The sequence below is a fragment of the Paenibacillus sp. Dod16 genome (genome assembly GCF_049893405.1).
Classification (GTDB): Bacteria; Bacillota; Bacilli; order Paenibacillales; family Paenibacillaceae; genus Paenibacillus_AQ.
In genome coordinates this window covers 295,811-313,681 of sequence record NZ_JBNDYG010000005.1, presented here as the reverse complement: position 1 = coordinate 313,681, position 17,871 = coordinate 295,811, and the positions used below count along the sequence as shown (strand labels likewise).

Here is a 17,871-nt window from a genome sequence, read left to right as displayed (position 1 = left end):
AGGATGACAAATGGGTAAAAAACAAAATGCAGCCCTCAATGTTCAGCGAAAAAATCGCCGCAAAATCATCAAAGTTACGGCACAGGTCGTTGTATTGGCCGTAGTAGCTGTCCTGCTGGCGAATGCGATTTTCGATTTTCGCACCTATAAGGAGCCGGACAGAGCGGCCTGGCGTCAGGATCAGGGCTTTATTGCGCTATCCTATTTCGGGGTCGGCCGCACCGGGACATCCAAGCTCGTATCCAAGAGCCAGCTGGATGCACAATTGAAGGCCTTATATGAACAGGGCTACACCACGATTTCGCAGCAAGATATTATCGATTATTATCGTAATGGCAAGAAGCTGCCGGATAAAGCGCTGTATCTGTCCTTTGAAGATGGACGGAATGACTCCGCGCTGTTCGCGCAGCCGCTGCTGGAGAAATACAACTATAAGGCCACCTTCCTGTCCTATGCGGACAAAATGGGCAACAGTGAACGTAAATTTCTGCAGCCGAAGGATATGCTGAAGATGACCCGCACCGGTTATTGGGAGCTGGGGACCAACGGCAACCGGCTGACTTATATTAATATTTTTGATAGTGAAGGCCGTTATATCGGCGTTAAGGATGAGGGGGAACTGACCAGCAAATCCAACGTGGAGTATTACAACCACTATTTGATGGATTTCATTCGCGACGAGAACATGATACCGCTCGAGAACCGCGCGGAGATGGAAGAACGGATTCAAGCTGACTATGAGGCGATGAATAAAGTCTACACGGAATCGCTGGGTTACGTTCCAGGGACATATATGATCATGCATGCCAATGCGCTTGGCAGCGGCATGAATCAGCTTGTAGCCGATGCTAATACGGAGCAGATTGAGCAGTTGTTTGGGATGAATTTCAACCGGGAAGGTATGGCTTTCAACTCGCAGGATAGCGATCTTTATAATCTGACTCGGGTCCAACCTGCTCCTTACTGGTCCACCAACCACCTGTTGATGAAGCTGCACAAGGACCAAGGACAATCTATGCAGTTTGTGCGGGGGGACAAGCAGCAGGCTGACAAGTGGGAGCTGCTCGGCGGAGCGGTTGAATTTTCGGATAACCGTTTCGTGGTCACATCGCCTCCGTCTCAGGCAGGGACGGTTTATTTAAAAGTAGCGAAGAGACTGACGTAACCGTCTCGGCTAAAGCGCTCGGCAATGTGGTAGGACGGCAGTCCATCTATGTCCGTTACGATCGGACCAAGGGCACTTACGTAAGACTCCTTCTGGAGAACAATAGCGTGGTGGTAGAGCAGAAGCGAGCAGGTCAAGCGCCCGAGGAGCTGTTCACTTATTCCCTGCCGAAGGTCGAGTGGGGTGAAGAGGATCTGCAATTCGACAAAGCATCGGTATATACCAAGGAACAGACGCAGGCCGGAGATCGGGATGATGAGAATGAGTATCCGGTCAACATACTTGGCAACCGCTCGTTGGAGATTTCGGTGAAAGGCCATTCCGTGTCGGTGAGTGTCGATCAACAGTTAATTCTGGACCAGCAGCCTGTGGATGTTTCGATTGGCGCAGGGGGCGTGGCGTTTGAATCGCAATATCACGAGCAGAATGAGAAGGATGATATTTACGACGCTATTTTTGAAGATGTCACCATAACATCTGAGTCTGCGGGCGGCGATCGGAAGCTGCTGTTTACGAACAAGCCGTCCGGACTGACCGGAGTCCTGACAGGCGTGCAGAGAAGTTTGAACCGGGCGGTTGACTGGGCTGTGGAGACCTTTTAAAATTCGGATGGCGTAGGACGTGAACAAGAATGAAGAATCGCAGGAGGAAATGGGCAGGAGCAGTGGTGCTGATGGCTTTGTGCGCTGCTGTCTCCTTCTGGTGGCTGCGCACCGAAGAGCAGGAGAAAGCACTGCAGGCTCAGATACCGCAAACGGGAGTAAAGCTGTCTGCCTGGATTGCGGATTGGCAGTGGAGGACGGGCATAACCGATATGGAGCAGCTCGGCAGCGAGCTTGAAGAGATTCATTTTTTTGCAGCCTACTTCAATCATAAAGACGAACTCCATTTTACTTCGGATTTTCGGGAGGGGCTGCCTGAATTTCAGGAGATTTCCCGGAAAGGGGAGCAGCTTCGCCGGGTCTTGACCATCGTAAACGATCACTTCGATACCGATGGGACGGCGGATCAGAAGGATCCTGAGCTCATCTCCCGGATCGTGGCTACCCCGGAAAGCCGCAGCCAGCATATCGGGCACATACTGGCTGTAGTATCCCAGCATGGCTTTCGTGGCGTGGAGCTGGATTACGAAAAGGTACGCAAGGAAGATTGGGCGAATTTATGCGCTCTGTACAAGGAGCTGTATGAACGTTTACAAGCTGAGGGTTTCTCTCTTCGAATCGTCCTGGAGCCGGGGATCTCCCAGTCATCCTTGGAGTTGTTGCCGGCAGGCCCGGATTATGTCCTGATGGCATATAACTTGTACGGAGGGCATAGCGGACCGGGGCCGAAGGCGGATCATGCCTTGATCAGAAAGCTGGCGGACAAACTGCGCAGGATTCCGGGAGACCACGCCATCGCACTGTCGGTTGGAGGGTTTGATTGGGCGAAGAACGGCAAGGTTGTCTCTTTAACGGAAAAGCGTGCGGTGGAGCTGGCGCATTCCATCTCGGAAGTGCCGAAGCGGGATTCTTCAAGCGGTGCCCTGTATTATGAATATACGGACGAGCAAGGCATCGGCCATACGGTATGGTATGCAGATGGTATGACCATTGCCGGCTGGATGGATACGGCGACAGATACGGGTGTTTCGAAGATTGCGATCTGGCGGCTTGGGGATATGGAAGAGGATACGTTGAAACAGCTGAAGGAATATCATCAGCAATCCCAACATAAGTGAATCTTATATGAAAAAAAGGACATCCCATGGCTCTATGAAGCCGCTTGGGGTGTCCTTTTGCATAAAGGTTGACTCAAGTTGTAATCAGGCAGTCTTTCTGTTCGGATATACGCTCCGAAAGGGGGCAGGATTAATGGATGAGTTTCGAGGCTCTCGCTTTACGGACAAGACCGCCGCTGGCCCGGTTGATCGGCTTCTTGAGCGCAATCCCGATCATCAGCGCAATTGCGGCAAAGATCAGCATGAACAGGACATCCCGGATGACAATATCCCATAGAATGCCGCCAACGGCTTCCCGCATCATGCTAATGGCGTAGGTGAACGGCAGATACGGATGCAATGCCTGGAAGAAGGGCGGCGTCATCTGGATCGGGAACGTTCCGCCCGCGCCTGCGAGCTGCAGCACGAGAAGTACGATGGCCATCGCTTTTCCGACATTGCCGAATACGGACACCAGCGTATACACAATCAGCATGAAGATGGAGCTGATCAGCAGCGCAAACAGGATGAAACAGCCCGGATTCACCACATAGGTCCGCAGCAAATAGATATCCCCCAGGGTGACGAATAGCGCTTGGAACAGGGCAATGGTGAGAAAGGTTAAATAGCGTCCGAAGTAAACCTCGATGCTGCGGAAGCTTCTCTCTTCATCATGAACCTCAACGGAGAGCAGGGAAACGAGCAGCAGGGCACCTACCCACAAGGATAAAGTCGTGAAGAAGGGAGACATGGCGGACCCGTAGTTCGGGATCGGATACAGGCGATTCTCTTCCAGCGTTACAGGCTCGGCAAAAAACTGGCTTTCGAGCTCGAAATTATTTTGAAGCAAATTAATAACCTCTTGGATATCTCCCTCAGCTTCCATCTCACGGAGCCGATTCGCCAGCTGCGTAATCCGAAGCTCGGCCTCCGGCAGACGGCTTTGAGCAAGCTGTACTTCTTCTCCGCCTACTTTAAGACCTTTCCGGGCGTCTTTGAGCAAATGCTGAATGTCGGGGACGCTGGCAAGTGCCTGGGTCAGCTCCTGCTGCACGCGCTTAGCCGTGTCTGCGCCCGAGGTGAAGGCTTTGCTTATCGCTGGACCGATCTCCGTATCGTAGCGGCTTAACAGCGTGTTGGTCAGTCCCGTAATATCATCGTTCAGCTTTTTCAACTTATCGATGGAATCTGCTGGCGCTTCTTCTCCCCGTTCCACGGCTTGGGCTATGGTTTGCAGCACGGATTGAGCTGAGGTCCATCGTGCGGCAATATCCTCGAGCTTGGCCGCCCCGGAAGCTGCTGCCGGGGAGATGGAGCCCAGCCGCTTGAACAATTGACCCAGCCGGGCGGCAGCTTTCGCTGCGGTCTCTGCGCGTTCCTGCGCAGCGTTCAGGCGGCTGGCAAGCTCCTTCGGGTCAATGTCGGCTTGCCCTAGAGCGTCCAGCACTTGCGAGAGCGCTCCGGTGGTTGCAGCCAGTACCTCCAAGTCCTGACGCAGAGTTGGCTCCAGCGATTTCGAGGCACCGGCGGCCTGATTCGCGAACTCCGCCAGCGCACCGGCCATGGCTTTGCCGTCCGTGGCAATCCCTTCAAGGCGAGGCAGGGCGGCGTCGGCTTGCTGAACCAATCGGTTGGCCAGCTTAATATCTTGTGCAGCTGTGCCCACCGCTTCATTGAGCTCCGGAAAGCTTTTTTCGAGCCGGAACAGAAGGCTTCGTACTTTATTGATGGCCGGGAGCTGGTTCTCAATCTCAATCCCGAGCGTGTTGAAAATCTCGAAGATGGTGCCGTTGGCGGTTTTGATGAAATTTTTGCTGATTTCCTCCACAACACCGGATGCACCCTGGGCCGTCACTTTGGGAGAAATGGCGTTGATTTTTTCGTTCGTATAATAGAGGATCTGAGCTTTGACAGGCTCATTGGTCAGCACGGTGCCGATCCGGGCAGAGAAGTTCTCCGGAATAATGATAGCGGCGTAATCATCGCCGCGCCGTACACCCTGAATGGCGTTCTCGCTATCCTCTGTAAAACGCCACCCCAGCTTCTCATTGTGATGGAGGGACTCCACGATTTCTTTTCCCAGGTTAATGGGCTGATCGCGGAGGGTGGTGCCTTTATCCAGGTTGGCAACGGCAATGGAGACGCCGGAGGTCTGGCCGTAGGGATCCCAGGAGGCCTCAATGTTAAACCAGGCATACAGAGAAGGAAGAATAGCGAGCCCGACGATGATGACGCCTGCAGCCCAATTACGGATGATTCTATGGATATCGGCAGAATATATGTGGAAGATATTCTTCATGGAGCGCTCCTGTCTTGTACGTAGTTGGTGCTAGTATGCCGCCAAATCCGTGCCAAGATACGAAACGAGCCGATCCTTTATCTCTTCCTTGAAGGAGTGCCATTCGTAGAGCAGACAGCCATCATATCCGCGGCATAAATACTGGACACGCAGCCCTTCCTCGGCTGTACCGCTCTGACTATGAATCCGGATGCCGCGCCTTCTCATTTGTTGTTGTAGGAACCAGGCATGATCCGAATATCCTTTTTTAATGTGCTGCAGATTTAAGATATAGAGCTCACCCATTTTCAGTTGAAGGGTCTTGAGAATCTGAATATCCCGCTCGAGAACAGACTGAATGAAGTGATGCAGCAGATAATCTCGGATCAGGGCTTCGTCTTCTAGTGAAGGCGGAGGAGGAGTGGAAGGTTTCATCATAAGAGACACATCCTCAAACATGAATAAATACAGGAACATATGTTCTATTATACACATGGTATGCCAACAATATACGGCGCGCAACCATTAATTTCTGGTAATTGTTATTTGACTCCAGTGGATTCATGACGGCATATCGTTTACACTCCTGATAACTGCATTCATCAGGAGGCGATTCATTAATGATTCTTCATAAAGGCGAAATACTGTTCAGGCAAGGAGATAGCGGCGATCATCTATATCACATCCGGAGCGGATTGTTCAAGGTGACCCGTCTCCATCCGAATGGCAATATGGTGCTTTTCAATATTTTATATCCCGGTGAAACGGTGCCGCACCATTCCCTGATCAGCCCGAAGGAGACACATGGAACGGCGATCGCTCTGATCCAGAGCGAAGTGGAGGTCATATCGGCTGAAGCGTGGTACCGCCAGCTTGCGGAGGATCCGCAGAAACCGCTCGAGGTGGCCAGATTGCTGCAGGAAAAGGTGCGGTTCATGCAGATGAGGCTGGATCACTTGACGGTCGGAGGACCTGCGGAGCGGCTTGAGCTGCTGATCCAGTGGCTGGATGAGTATTCACAGGGAATACACTTGACCGAGTATCTGACGCAGGAAGAGATCGGACAGCTGATCGGCGTGAGGAGAGAAACGGTAAACCGGCTGCTGCGGGAACAGGGCAAGCATATCTAGTTCCGAAATATTGAGGACGGTATGAACGCCAAGGTACATAGTTTTATAAATTGCGCATGACCAGAACTGGCATATGGTTATCTTCTTCGCTGGATAATAGTCGACAGCAAGCGTGTACCATCTAAAAAGGGTGCCTGTCTTTATGCAAGACAGGCACCCTTTGATTGTGTAATACGGTTATTTTAATCTTCCAATGTACCAGCCGGGCCGAAAAATTCATAATGAATTCGGTCCGAAGGTACCTCCATCGATTTCAAATGATTGTTCACGGCTCGCATGAACGGAACGGGGCCGCAGAAGTAGAAGTCGGCCTTGTCATCAACGGTTTTGCGCAGGAAATCAAGATCAATATACCCTGCTTGGTGACACTGATCCTCCGATTCCGGTTGTTCATAAATGACATAAGAGGTTAGCTGCGGATATTTGGAGGCAAGCGCATCGATGTGAGCTTTCATCGCATGCTGGCTGCCGCACTTGGCCGCATGAATAAAGGTTACGTTCCGGTCAGGCTGTTCCAGCAGCACGGTTTCGAGCATGGCCACCATCGGGGTTAAACCGACGCCGCCGCTGATCAAGACAAGCGGAAGATCGCTGTCCGTATCCAGCGTAAAGGTACCGGCCGGAGCCGTGACCTCAAGAACGGTCCCAACCTCGGCATGACGGTGCAGCCAAGTGGAGACGACGCCTGCGGGCTTTCCTTCCAGTTCATCCTCACGCTTGACCGTAATTCTGTAGTAAGGCTGACCCGGTGCGGATGAGAGACTGTAATGACGATTATGATAATAGGCTTCACCTTCGGGTTTCACCCGGAGCGTGATATATTGACCGGGTTGATAAGCGGAAATCTCGCCACCGTCCTGCGGGACCAGATAAAAGGAAGTGATAACGGAGCTTTCTTCCACCTTCCGGTCAATGACGAAATTGCGGTATCCGCTCCAGCCGCCGGCCTCGTTCGCGGCTTGTTGGTACATATCCGCTTCAATGCCAATGAAGACATCGGCAATAGCCCCGTAAGCTTCGGCCCAGGCCTCGATAATTTCGGGCGTTGCAGCGTCTCCCAGCACTTCCTTCATGGCGGCGAGCAGCGTTTCGCCAACGATTGGATAGTGCTCGGGCAAAATGTTTAATGCCCGGTGTTTGTGTCCGATCTGCTTAACAACCGGGACAATCGCTTCAAGACGGTCGATATGGGCTGCGGCGGCGTATACGGCATTGGCAAGGGCAAAGGGCTGTTTTCCTTCTCGTTGATTCGCATGGTTGAATATGTTAAGAAGCTCCGGATGATGATGAAACAATTTTTGGTAAAATGCAGTCGTAATTGCCGTTCCATGTGTTTCAAGAACAGGAACGGTCGATTTAACGACCTCAATCGTATGCTGGCTTAACATGCAGACTCCCCCTGATTCATAATTCGAATTCGTATTCGATTTAAGTATAGACAAGGGAAGAAGGGGTATTTGTGATTTAAGTCACATCGGATTTAGCGAATATGTGAACAGAACAGCGATATTTTATGAAGGGAGTTCTGAAAGCGAGTTTTTTTACATATTTCATATATATATTCCAGTTCATTCTAGCCAGCTGTTTAGCTTGTATGCCAACTGTGTTATAATAATGTAAGCAGTCTAATTAAAACGAGAAAGGATCAGGATACCATGTGTCCCCGAAGGACGAATCCCCAAAGGACGATTTGGAAACGTTATGATCTCTCATACACATAGCTTCCTTCGTAGAGCGAAGTCGGACGTCAGAAGACAAGGACGGTCTCTTACGAAAGGATGGGAACTATGGTTCGAAGGATGAACTCCTCCAGGTTGCCTCTATGTAGAGATTGGCCTATGTCTGACCAATCTACTACGACAAGAGGGATCCTGTATGAGGAAAAGACAAAACACAATTATCACCATGTCGGCGATGTTGTTCGGAACGTTTTTAATGGCTTTTACGTATTATCACATTAATTTTCACAATCATTTAACCGAAGGCGGCTTTGTCGGCCTTGCGCTGCTTGGCAAATATGCGCTTGATATTCCGCCCGCATTAAGTATGGTCCTCATGGACATACCGGTTCTGCTGGTTGCCTTATTCATCAAAGGTCGGAAGTTCATTATCAATACCGTAGTTGCGGCGAGCATGTTCACCTTGTTCTACGCATTGATCGAGCGGTATTCCACGCTTGTGATCGATCTGAATGATAACTTGCTGGCAGCCGCGCTGCTGTCCGGTTTATTGACGGGCTTTGGTGCAGGCATCGTGCTCCGTTTCGGCGGAGCGACAGGCGGTGACGACGTGATCTCCGTGCTGTTCAGCGAGTGGAGCGGGCTTAAGGTAGGGACGGTGTTTTTCCTGATGGATGCCGTAGTACTGCTATTATCGCTATTCTACATGCCATTGGTTGAAACCTTATATACTATATTAGCCGTATCGATTGCCGGACAAGTGATCACCATCACAGTGACGTACGGTACCGAGAAAACGGAAAAGAAACCGATTCGGAAGGCGGTCCGTGCCCCAAGCACTCCGGTTACTCCGAAGACAGCGCAGCATACCGTTAGCGGCCGTTCATAAGACGGTCCAACTAAGAGAAGCTCACCCGCATGCAGGGTGAGCTTCTTTCGTATGCTTATGCCCGGATTTTCACTTCTCGTCCTTCGGATGATTCTCATCCCACTCCTGTGCCTTGGCGGTGGCGATAGCGATGGCACGACCTTCATCGTAATCTTCCTCCAGCAGGGCATTGGCAATTTCCACGGCTTTATTCCTCACCCGAGGCTCCAGATTTTTCATGGATGGCGGATAATCATGTTTGCTCCAAGGCATGTGCAATCCCTCCAGTTCATCTCTAATTCGTATGTAATGTATATTACCCCGTGCAGCCAAATTGAATAAGCGGGTTCAATCGTACCAAAAAGTGCATTGCCCTGAAGGGCAATGCACTAGGAAACTTGGATTTATTCAAACAGCTGCAAATACTCGCCGTAGCCTTCCTTTTGCATCTCTTCCTTCGGTACAAATCGGAGTGCCGCAGAATTGATGCAGTAGCGAAGCCCGTTCGGCCCAGGTCCGTCGTCAAATACATGGCCGAGGTGCGAGTCGCCTTTTTTGCTTCTTACCTCGGTGCGGACCATCATATGGGTAAGATCCATTTTTTCCTTAATGTTGTATTCGCGAATCGGACGGGTGAAGCTCGGCCATCCGCAGCCGGCATCATATTTGTCCGTTGAGCTGAAGAGCGGCTCGCCGGATACGATATCCACGTAAATGCCTTCCCCGTGATGGTCCCAGAACTCATTGTGGAACGGAGGCTCGGTTGCGTTATTCTGGGTCACTTCATATTGGATCGGTGTCAGGCGCTGTTTAAGCTCGGCTGGATCTACCGGATCCGACCAGTGCTGCTCAATGAAATCCTCGCGTCCTGAACCTTTGCGATAGCGTTTGTAATGGCTCGGGTTTTTCTTGTGATAATCCTGATGATATTCTTCAGCTTCATAGAAAGTGCTGGCGGGGATGATGGGCGTTACGATCGGTCCATCGAATCGTCCGCTGGCAGCTACGGCTTGCTTGGATTGCTCCGCAAGTTCACGCTGCTCCTCCGTGTGGTAAAAAATAGCAGTCCGGTAAGATGTGCCCCGGTCATGGAATTGTCCGCCCTCATCCGTAGGATCGATTTGCTGCCAGAAGAGCTCGAGCAGCTTTTCGTAAGGGAACACTTCCGGGTTATAGGTGATTTGAACAGCCTCGTAATGACCTGTTGTATCAGAGCATACCTCTTCATAGGTCGGATTTTCCTTATGGCCGCCCGTATAGCCGGAAACAACCTTCAGGATGCCCGGCAGCTCATCAAAAGGAGAGACCATACACCAGAAGCAGCCTCCCGCAAAGGTAGCCAATTCACTTGGGGTTGAACTATTATTCATCTATTATCCCTCCATCGTTATAACATATAAATGTAAGTCTTACTCTATATTATAATCATTTTGGTCAGGGAAACCAAAATGATGCTCCGTTAAGCCGGTCTCCCTTTATACCACCGGACAGCGGCCAGGCACAGAGCGGTAACCAGCATAAGTCCGCCCGCGATACCCGCGAAGAGGAGCGGATGATCGGAAAACCCGCTGCCCAGCCAGGCATACAGGAGAATCGCGGGGATTTTACCGATGGCTGAAGCGGTTGTGTACGTCCAGAATGGAATGGATGCGACGCCGGCATAAATATTGACGGCCATTTGCGGAATAATGGGCAGTAAGCGCGCGAGCAGGATCGACTGAAAGGGGCGCCTTTCTACCAGGGCTGTAAACCTATGGATAGCCTCGTATTTGCCAAGCAGTCGCCTGCCGGGCTCCTGGTACAGGGACCGAACTGCCGCATACAGGATGACGGCCGCTATCGTTGTTCCGAACCACGAAATGGCTGCAGCCCAGAGTGTCCCATATGCATAACCGAGAATAGCGATAATGACTTTATAGGGCGCAATAGGAAATAAGGCAAGCAGGGCTGCCAGCAGGATCATCAGGTAGAGCGGGGGATTTCCTCTCAGCCAGTCTATGATTTCATGTCTGTATGCAAATGCCAGTATCAGGGCTGTTGAATAAATTGCGGGTATGATCCATCTCTTCATGTTCAATCCTCACTTTGCGAAAGTCAAAGTCAACCAGAATAGCACCATGATAGCAAAAAAACAGGACTGCTGCCCATATTTCGGACAGCTAAGCATTCGATTTCGGTGGGAAAAATTGAATATACAAGCGATTTTTCATATGTTATAATATGTCCAACCGAATAGTTCCCAAAGGGGAGTAGCTTCATAAGAAAACCTTCTATCGTGGCCTTTCAAGGAAGCAACCGCGATTCAAAGGTTGGTTTTCTTGCGATATAGAATTTCATGGGTTCCGCTGATAACTTATAAATTCTATATCGTAAGTAAAGTCGTCATTACGGGATCAATCATCCCCGGCTTTATTGGCAACGATTATGTTGTTTAGCGAGACCTTTGCCTGATTTATTTATGAATGAGGTGGAGGTCTATTTTTGCGCCCAAAAAACGCTGTAGACCTTGTAATCTAAGGGAACAGCGTTTTTTTTGGTGGAGGACATCGGTAGGTGTAAATCTAAAGAAAATGCAGARAGGATGGGAGAAGCATGGATATCATGTCGATGGATTTTTGGATGGCACTGCTATCGATTGTCCTCATTGACCTTGTGTTGGCAGGCGACAACGCGATTGTTATCGGGCTTGCCGCTCGTAATGTCCAGAAGGAGGACCAGAAGAAGGTCATCCTGTGGGGTACCGTCGGTGCGATCGTGATTCGTATCGTGGCCACACTCCTCGTTGTACAGCTCTTAATGATCCCCGGCTTGCGATTGATCGGTGGCTTTGCCCTGTTGTGGATTGCCTACAAGCTGATGGTGGATGAGAAGCAGCATGAAATTTCCGCTGGCAACCAAATGTGGGCGGCAATCCGTACGATTATTATCGCGGACGCGATGATGGGACTGGATAACGTGCTTGCTGTAGCTGGCGCTGCTGGCGAAAGCTTCATGCTGGTTATTATCGGGCTTGCGATTTCGGTTCCAATTATGGTGTGGGGCAGTACCATTATCCTGAAGTTGACGGATCGCTTTCCTATTATCATCACGATCGGTGCTGCCGTGTTAGCCTGGACCGCATCGAAGATGATTGTGGAAGAGCCGATGATTCACAGCTGGTTCGCCAATGGCGTTCTGAAGTATGGTTTTGAAATTCTTGTTATTGCCATTATCATCAGTCTTGGAACTTGGATGAAGAAGAAAAATGACCAAAAAGCGAAGAGCCATCCGGTGCAGGTCAAGATGGTTGACTAGTTTAGACTTTGTCTGAGCGCAAGTAAACGGTATAATGTCTTCATGAACGAAGAGAGCTCCGAAGCCCTTTTCGCATGAGGAGGGGTAACACATGGAATTTACGGAAAAATCCGTAGAAGAACGGATTGCGGAGTCGTACCGCCAGGACGAGGATATGATGATCCTCGTGTTTGCCCAGTGGTGTGTGAATCACGGACTTGACCCAGCGGAACTGTACCGTAAAGCATATCCGAATCAGCCGGACAATGAGCGGCTGGCACGGGTGCTGGAATTAACGGTGCCCAAGGAAGAAGCTGGTGAAATACCGGATCAGACCCTGCTTGGCGTCCTGTCGTTATTCGGAAATGAAGACTTGGCTATCGTTGTATCCGAGGCGGCGGCCAACCGTGATAAGAAGTAATTTTGGATCATGGAATATCTTACATTTGATTCAAGAAAGAAGCGGGCCGATCAAGGAAAAACCTTGGTCGACCCGCTTTTTTACTGCACTGCTGGCACGATCAGTTTGACGTTCGGCTGGCCATGCGGAATTGTTTGGGCGAAACGCCGAATCGGGAGCGGAAAACGCGGTGAAAATAAGTATAGTTGGCAAAGCCGGACGTTTCGGCAACATCCTCCAGCGAGAGAGGACTAAACACAATCCGTTCCTTGGCCATGCTCAGGCGAACGTCCATGGTGTATTGCATGATGGTGGTGCCAAACGCTTCTTTGAACAGATGGACTGCCCGAGAGACACTAATGCCGACATGGGCCGCGACGTCCTCCAGCTTGAACATCGAGGAGGCATTCTCTTCAATGTAATTTTTCATGCGGTAGGCTAGATACGTCTTGGGTGTGGTCGATGGCTGCTCCGATAACAGGCGGTCCACTTCGAGGCACAAAATCCGCACCGTGTAATCCGAAATCTCCGGATAAGGATCCGATACACGGCGCTGCTCCAGCAGAATTTGCCGAAACAGACTCAGGTAACGCTCTTCCAGTGGAACCCGAATTTTGGTTGGGCGTTTCTTGGAATTCCACCACGCGTCAGCCCAGGGACCCTTGAAAAAAATATGGTAATCTCCGCTTTCGATGGTTAACTCACCCAAAGCGTTATATTCGTCATCTATTCGGAGTTCATAGGGTTGTCCTGGCGTGAAGATTAACAGATCCCCTGCTTCAACGAGTGACAGCTCGTCATCGATTTTGGCACGGCATTTGCCGTCGGTCTGCCATCGCATCAGGTAGGTGTCGAAACCGTCAGCCAGGGACATCTTGAAAGGTTTACGATGAAATGAGAAATCCGCTGCTACGACTTGGTTGGAAAGATTTGAATCCATTGCTAAAGTCCCCTTTGAAGAATAAGAAAATAATGACCAGATTGTTCATGTTTTAATCATATTCTTCATTTTAAACGAAAGCATAAAAGAATACCATGGTACTAGTCCGAGCACATCTAAAACACTCAAGGAGTGACAGCGATGAAAAAAATGAAAGCAGGTATAATTGGCTGCGGAACCATCAGCGGCGTATACTTCACGAACTTAAAGAACAGCCCTTGGGTTGAAGTCGTGGCATGTGCTGACCTTATTCCGGACAACGCGAAGAAGAAGGCCGAAGAGTTCAACATCCCGAACGTGTATACAGTTGAGGAGATGCTTGCACAGACTGACATTGAGTTTATTATTAATCTGACCATTCCGGCCAGCCACGCCAATGTGGACATTGCTTCGCTGGAAGCAGGGAAGCATGTTTACAGTGAAAAGCCGCTGGCGATTACCCTTGATGAAGCCCGCCGGGTGCTAAATATGGCAGATCAAAAAGGACTTCGCGTCGGCTGCGCGCCCGATACGTTTCTGGGCTCCGGCGTACAGACGGCCAAAGCCGCTATTGAATCCGGGCTTATTGGCAGACCTGTTGCCGCTACGGCGTTTATGATGGGTTCAGGACCGGAAGCTTGGCATCCTAATCCTGAATTTTTTTACGCCTCGGGCGGAGGTCCAATGATGGATATGGGTCCTTACTATGTATCGGCCCTCGTAGAGCTGCTTGGTCCTGCAAGCCGGATCAGTGCATCCACCGGCATCCAGATTCCAGACCGCGCCATCGGCTCCGGCCCGCTCCAAGGAAAACCGATTACGGTTCAGACCCCAACGCATTTAGCAGGGACGCTGGATTTTGAGAACGGTGCCATTGCAACCATGATTACAAGTTTCGATATCTTTGGCGGATCGAACCTGCCCTGGATCGAAATCTATGGCACTCAGGGAAGCCTAAGTCTCGGGGATCCGAACTACTTTAACGGCGAAGTGAAGCTCCGGAAGCACGGCTCCGAGGAATGGGAGCTGCTTGACCCCGCATTTGAATGCGGGAAGAACGAGCGGGGGCTGGGTATCAATGATATGATCCAATCAATTCATGAGCAGAAGGACCATCGCGTGAGTGCCCGTCTGGCATACCACGTGCTGGAGATTATGCAGTCGTTCCAGCAGTCTTCGCTGGAGGGCCGACATATCGTTCTGCAAAGCACATACCGCTACGGCAAACTTCCGGCGCCGCAGCAGGCAAACATGTCGGAATAGCGAACTGGCAGCCCGGTTCATATTCTTGTACACTGGTTATGAACGACATGCAAACCAGCTTCTGACGGATCTGACAGGGGTGTGAGTTCTTGGAAATGGTCCGCATGAAAGCGTTGCACTAATATTTGGAGAGCATCCAAAATGATCAAATGCCTATGGGGAGGAAATGGACATGTCGAAAACGTTGAAGATCGGAATTATCGGTTGTGGGGGAATCGCCAATGGCAAGCATATGCCGAGCTTGAAGAAGCAGGCGCAGGCGGAACTGGTCGCTTTTTGCGACATCGTAGAAGAGCGTGCGCAGAAGGCGGCTGCTGAGTACGGGGTTGAAGGCGCAAAAGTGTACACGGATTTCAGAGAATTGCTGCAAGACGGCAGCATCGATGTTATCCATGTATGTACGCCGAACGATTCCCACTCCGAGATTACGGTAGCATCCCTTGAAGCCGGCAAGCACGTGATGTGCGAAAAGCCTATGGCGAAGACCGTTTCCGAAGCCAAAGCGATGCTGGACGCCGCGAAGCGTACAGGGAAAAAACTTACCATCGGTTACAACAACCGTTTCCGCGACGATAGCATGTATCTGAAAGGCGTCTGTGAGGAAGGCGAGCTGGGCGAGATCTACTACGGTAAAGCTCTGGCTGTTCGCCGCCGTGCCGTTCCGACCTGGGGCGTATTCCTTGACGAAGAGAAGCAAGGCGGAGGTCCGTTGATCGATATCGGTACCCATGCGCTGGATTTGACCTTGTGGCTGATGGACAACTACAAGCCGAAGAGCGTGCTGGGATCCACGTTCCATAAACTTGGTCAACGGGAGAATGCGGCGAATGCGTTCGGTCCTTGGGATCCGAAGGAGTTCAAGGTAGAGGATTCGGCATTCGGGTTCATTACGATGGAGAACGGCGCAACGATTATTCTGGAATCCAGCTGGGCCCTTAACGTCGTTGAGACCGGCGAAGCCAAAGCCGTGTTGGCGGGAACAGAAGGCGGGGCTGATATGAAGGACGGTCTGCGTATTAACGGCGAGAAAATGAGCAGATTGTACGAAACCAAAGTTGATTTGATTGCCGGCGGCGTAGCGTTCTATTCCGGCTCCAAGGAAAATGATTCGGACCGTGAAGCCAGAATGTGGCTGGAGGCCATTATTGAGGATAAGGACCCTGTGGTTAAGCCGGAGCAAGCGTTTGTTGTAACGCAAATTCTGGAAGCGATCTATGAATCGGCGAAGACAGGAAAAGCGGTTTATTTCGATAACTAAATCTTGCAATCCCTACTAATATTAAGGTAAACCAGGAGGTATACAATGAAATTAGGCGTATTTATGGTATTGTTGAGCGGACGTAAATTGGAGGATGCATTGGACTATGTGGCATCCAAGGGTCTTAAAGCGGTTGAGATCGGAACAGGCGGTTATCCTGGGAATGCACATTGCAACCCGGTCGAGCTGCTGGAGAATGAAACTGCGCTGAAAAACTTCAAAAATGCGGTGGAATCCCGTGGGTTGATCATTAGCGCACTGAGCTGCCATGGCAACCCGCTTCATCCGCAAAAAGCGATCGCAAAAGAGTTCCATGACACATACGTAAAAACGGTAGAGCTTGCCGAGAAGCTTGAAGTACCTGTTGTTAACACATTCTCCGGCTGCCCAGGCGACCATGAGGATGCCAAATACCCGAACTGGCCGGTTGCGCCTTGGCCTAACGACTACCAAGAGATTCTGACCTGGCAGTGGGATAACAAGGTCATTCCTTACTGGACCGAATGGGGTAAATTTGCTGCAGACCGCAATGTGAAGATTGGTTTGGAATTGCACGGCGGCTTCTCCGTTCATACGCCTGGCACGCTGCTCCGTTTACGTGAAGCCGCAGGCGAAGTGATCGGTGCCAACCTGGATCCGAGTCATATGTGGTGGCAAGGGATCGACCCTGTTCAAGCGATTCAAATTTTGGGCCGCGAAGGGGCAATCCACCACTTCCACGCGAAGGATACAAGCATTGACCCGATCAACGTGAACAAGCACGGTCTGACCGATATGCAGTCTTATGCCAATATGCTGGATCGCGCTTGGCAGTTCCGCAGCGTAGGCTATGGGCATGACGTGAAGGAATGGGCGGATATGATGAGTGCCCTTCGTCTGGTTGGATATGATTATGTCGTAAGCATTGAACATGAAGATGGATTGATGTCGATTGAAGAAGGCTTCTCCAAAGCGGTGCAAAATCTTCAGCAAGTGCTGATCGAAGAGCCGCTCGGAGAAATGTGGTGGGTCTAACAGCTTAGAGTAACAACCGAATAAGCAATTAGGGGGAACAGCAAGATGCTTAACGTAACCATTTGGAATGAATTCGTACACGAGAAAATCCATGATGAGGTTCGGAACGTTTATCCAGCAGGGATTCACACAGCTTTGGCGGAGGGTCTGCAAAATCCGGATTTCGTTATCAGAACGGCAACGCTCGATCAGCCGGAGCATGGATTGACGGACGATGTACTGGATTCAACCGATGTGCTGTTGTGGTGGGGGCATATGGCTCATGACCAGGTAAGTGATGAAATCGTAAGCAAGGTCGTAAAACGCGTGCAGGATGGCATGGGTCTGATCGTTCTTCATTCCGGACATTTTTCCAAGCCGTTCAAAGCTTTGATGGGCACGAGCTGTGATTTGAAGTGGCGCGAAGCAGGAGAACAGGAAATTATTTGGAGTGTAAATCCGACACATCCGATTGCGGCAGGAATTACAGGCCCGATCATCATCGAGCACGAGGAAATGTACGGCGAGTTCTTCGATATTCCAGCCCCAGACGAGCTGGTATTTGTCAGCAATTTCGAAGGCGGCGAAGTATTCCGCAGCGGTTGCACGTTCAAGCGTGGTCATGGGAACATTTTCTATTTCCGTCCGGGGCATGAGACCTATCCAACCTACTACAACCCCGAAGTGCTGAAAGTGATCACCAATGCGATTAACTGGGCTTATTCCACGGCAGGCAAGCAAACCTTTGGCAACAGTCAGCCGGTTCGCGCGCTTCCCGTTTTAGTCTAAGTTTACGAGCGTTTATTAAGAAGTCATGCGTTAACGAGTCGTTCAGGGGGAGCCCTTGAGCGGCTCGTTTTATCGTTGGCGGTGAATGTTCACCGAAATGTTTTTGCCGGCTAGGGATAGAATATACCTAAGTATGGGGTATTGTATGATATACAAG

General features: G+C 50.6%; 18 protein-coding genes. 11 read left to right on the top strand and 7 right to left on the bottom strand.

Annotated elements, in window-relative coordinates; genetic code table 11:
• Positions 1–10 precede the first annotated feature (10 nt).
• From ACPV3A_RS06290 to ACPV3A_RS06280, 3 genes are read left to right on the top strand one after another with little or no spacing between them, the layout of a single operon-like run.
• Positions 11–1,165, top strand: a complete 1,155-nt coding sequence (locus tag ACPV3A_RS06290; RefSeq protein WP_426198461.1) for a polysaccharide deacetylase family protein — start codon at positions 11–13, stop codon at positions 1,163–1,165.
• 26 nt (positions 1,166–1,191) lie between these two features.
• Positions 1,192–1,767 carry a hypothetical protein gene (locus ACPV3A_RS06285; RefSeq protein WP_426198460.1) on the top strand — a complete coding sequence of 192 codons (576 nt, stop codon included), beginning with the start codon at positions 1,192–1,194 and terminating at the stop codon, positions 1,765–1,767.
• A 29-nt stretch (positions 1,768–1,796) separates the two neighbouring features.
• Entirely contained in the window at positions 1,797–2,885 is a 1,089-nt protein-coding gene (locus ACPV3A_RS06280; RefSeq protein ID WP_426198459.1) for a glycosyl hydrolase family 18 protein, read from the top strand.
• A 130-nt stretch (positions 2,886–3,015) separates the two neighbouring features.
• Here the strand turns inward: ACPV3A_RS06280 and ACPV3A_RS06275 are convergent, their stop codons facing one another.
• Together ACPV3A_RS06275 and ACPV3A_RS06270 are read right to left on the bottom strand one after the other, a co-directional pair.
• Positions 3,016–5,163, bottom strand: a complete 2,148-nt coding sequence (locus tag ACPV3A_RS06275) for a YhgE/Pip family protein (RefSeq protein WP_426198458.1) — start codon at positions 5,161–5,163, stop codon at positions 3,016–3,018.
• A 30-nt stretch (positions 5,164–5,193) separates the two neighbouring features.
• Positions 5,194–5,580, bottom strand: a complete 387-nt coding sequence (locus ACPV3A_RS06270) for a hypothetical protein (protein WP_426198457.1) — start codon at positions 5,578–5,580, stop codon at positions 5,194–5,196.
• A 182-nt stretch (positions 5,581–5,762) separates the two neighbouring features.
• Here ACPV3A_RS06270 and ACPV3A_RS06265 point away from each other — a divergent pair, with 182 nt between their 5' ends.
• Complete coding sequence (locus tag ACPV3A_RS06265) at positions 5,763–6,272, top strand: Crp/Fnr family transcriptional regulator (protein WP_194541832.1); 510 nt, start codon at positions 5,763–5,765, stop codon at positions 6,270–6,272.
• A 182-nt stretch (positions 6,273–6,454) separates the two neighbouring features.
• Here the strand turns inward: ACPV3A_RS06265 and hmpA are convergent, their stop codons facing one another.
• Positions 6,455–7,660, bottom strand: coding sequence for an NO-inducible flavohemoprotein (gene hmpA / locus ACPV3A_RS06260; RefSeq protein WP_194541833.1), 1,206 nt, complete (start codon positions 7,658–7,660; stop codon positions 6,455–6,457).
• A gap of 487 nt (positions 7,661–8,147) precedes the next feature.
• Between hmpA and ACPV3A_RS06255 the strand changes: the two genes are divergently transcribed.
• Entirely contained in the window at positions 8,148–8,840 is a 693-nt protein-coding gene (locus tag ACPV3A_RS06255) for a YitT family protein (protein ID WP_426198456.1), read from the top strand.
• Between the two features lie 69 nt (positions 8,841–8,909).
• On the opposite strand, the gene ACPV3A_RS06250 is transcribed toward ACPV3A_RS06255, so the two are convergent.
• From ACPV3A_RS06250 to ACPV3A_RS06240, 3 genes are all read right to left on the bottom strand, one after another.
• Complete coding sequence (locus ACPV3A_RS06250) at positions 8,910–9,092, bottom strand: hypothetical protein (protein ID WP_071223800.1); 183 nt, start codon at positions 9,090–9,092, stop codon at positions 8,910–8,912.
• 131 nt (positions 9,093–9,223) lie between these two features.
• Positions 9,224–10,189, bottom strand: a complete 966-nt coding sequence (gene msrA / locus ACPV3A_RS06245) for a peptide-methionine (S)-S-oxide reductase MsrA (RefSeq protein ID WP_426198455.1) — start codon at positions 10,187–10,189, stop codon at positions 9,224–9,226.
• Between the two features lie 89 nt (positions 10,190–10,278).
• Positions 10,279–10,890 (bottom strand): TVP38/TMEM64 family protein, encoded by a 612-nt coding sequence (locus ACPV3A_RS06240; protein ID WP_194541836.1) that lies wholly within the window; start codon positions 10,888–10,890, stop codon positions 10,279–10,281.
• A 521-nt stretch (positions 10,891–11,411) separates the two neighbouring features.
• Between ACPV3A_RS06240 and ACPV3A_RS06235 the strand changes: the two genes are divergently transcribed.
• Together ACPV3A_RS06235 and ACPV3A_RS06230 are read left to right on the top strand one after the other, a co-directional pair.
• Positions 11,412–12,113, top strand: a complete 702-nt coding sequence (locus ACPV3A_RS06235; RefSeq protein ID WP_194541837.1) for a TerC family protein — start codon at positions 11,412–11,414, stop codon at positions 12,111–12,113.
• A 91-nt stretch (positions 12,114–12,204) separates the two neighbouring features.
• Complete coding sequence (locus ACPV3A_RS06230) at positions 12,205–12,513, top strand: hypothetical protein (protein ID WP_194541838.1); 309 nt, start codon at positions 12,205–12,207, stop codon at positions 12,511–12,513.
• 100 nt (positions 12,514–12,613) lie between these two features.
• On the opposite strand, the gene ACPV3A_RS06225 is transcribed toward ACPV3A_RS06230, so the two are convergent.
• The gene (locus ACPV3A_RS06225) at positions 12,614–13,432 is read right to left on the bottom strand and encodes an AraC family transcriptional regulator (RefSeq protein ID WP_100536197.1); all 819 of its coding nucleotides are present in this window, start codon (positions 13,430–13,432) and stop codon (positions 12,614–12,616) included.
• A gap of 141 nt (positions 13,433–13,573) precedes the next feature.
• On the opposite strand from ACPV3A_RS06225, the gene ACPV3A_RS06220 reads away from it, so the two are divergent.
• The 4 genes from ACPV3A_RS06220 to ACPV3A_RS06205 all read left to right on the top strand — a co-directional run bounded on the left by ACPV3A_RS06220 (position 13,574) and on the right by ACPV3A_RS06205 (position 17,714).
• Entirely contained in the window at positions 13,574–14,674 is a 1,101-nt protein-coding gene (locus ACPV3A_RS06220; RefSeq protein ID WP_194541839.1) for a Gfo/Idh/MocA family protein, read from the top strand.
• Positions 14,675–14,846: 172 nt separating this feature from the next.
• Entirely contained in the window at positions 14,847–15,932 is a 1,086-nt protein-coding gene (locus ACPV3A_RS06215; protein WP_426198454.1) for a Gfo/Idh/MocA family protein, read from the top strand.
• A gap of 45 nt (positions 15,933–15,977) precedes the next feature.
• A complete protein-coding gene (locus ACPV3A_RS06210) occupies positions 15,978–16,946 on the top strand; it encodes a sugar phosphate isomerase/epimerase family protein (protein WP_194541841.1) in 969 nt (322 codons plus the stop codon).
• A gap of 45 nt (positions 16,947–16,991) precedes the next feature.
• Positions 16,992–17,714 carry a ThuA domain-containing protein gene (locus tag ACPV3A_RS06205; RefSeq protein ID WP_194541842.1) on the top strand — a complete coding sequence of 241 codons (723 nt, stop codon included), beginning with the start codon at positions 16,992–16,994 and terminating at the stop codon, positions 17,712–17,714.
• The last annotated feature ends 157 nt before the right edge of the window (positions 17,715–17,871 follow it).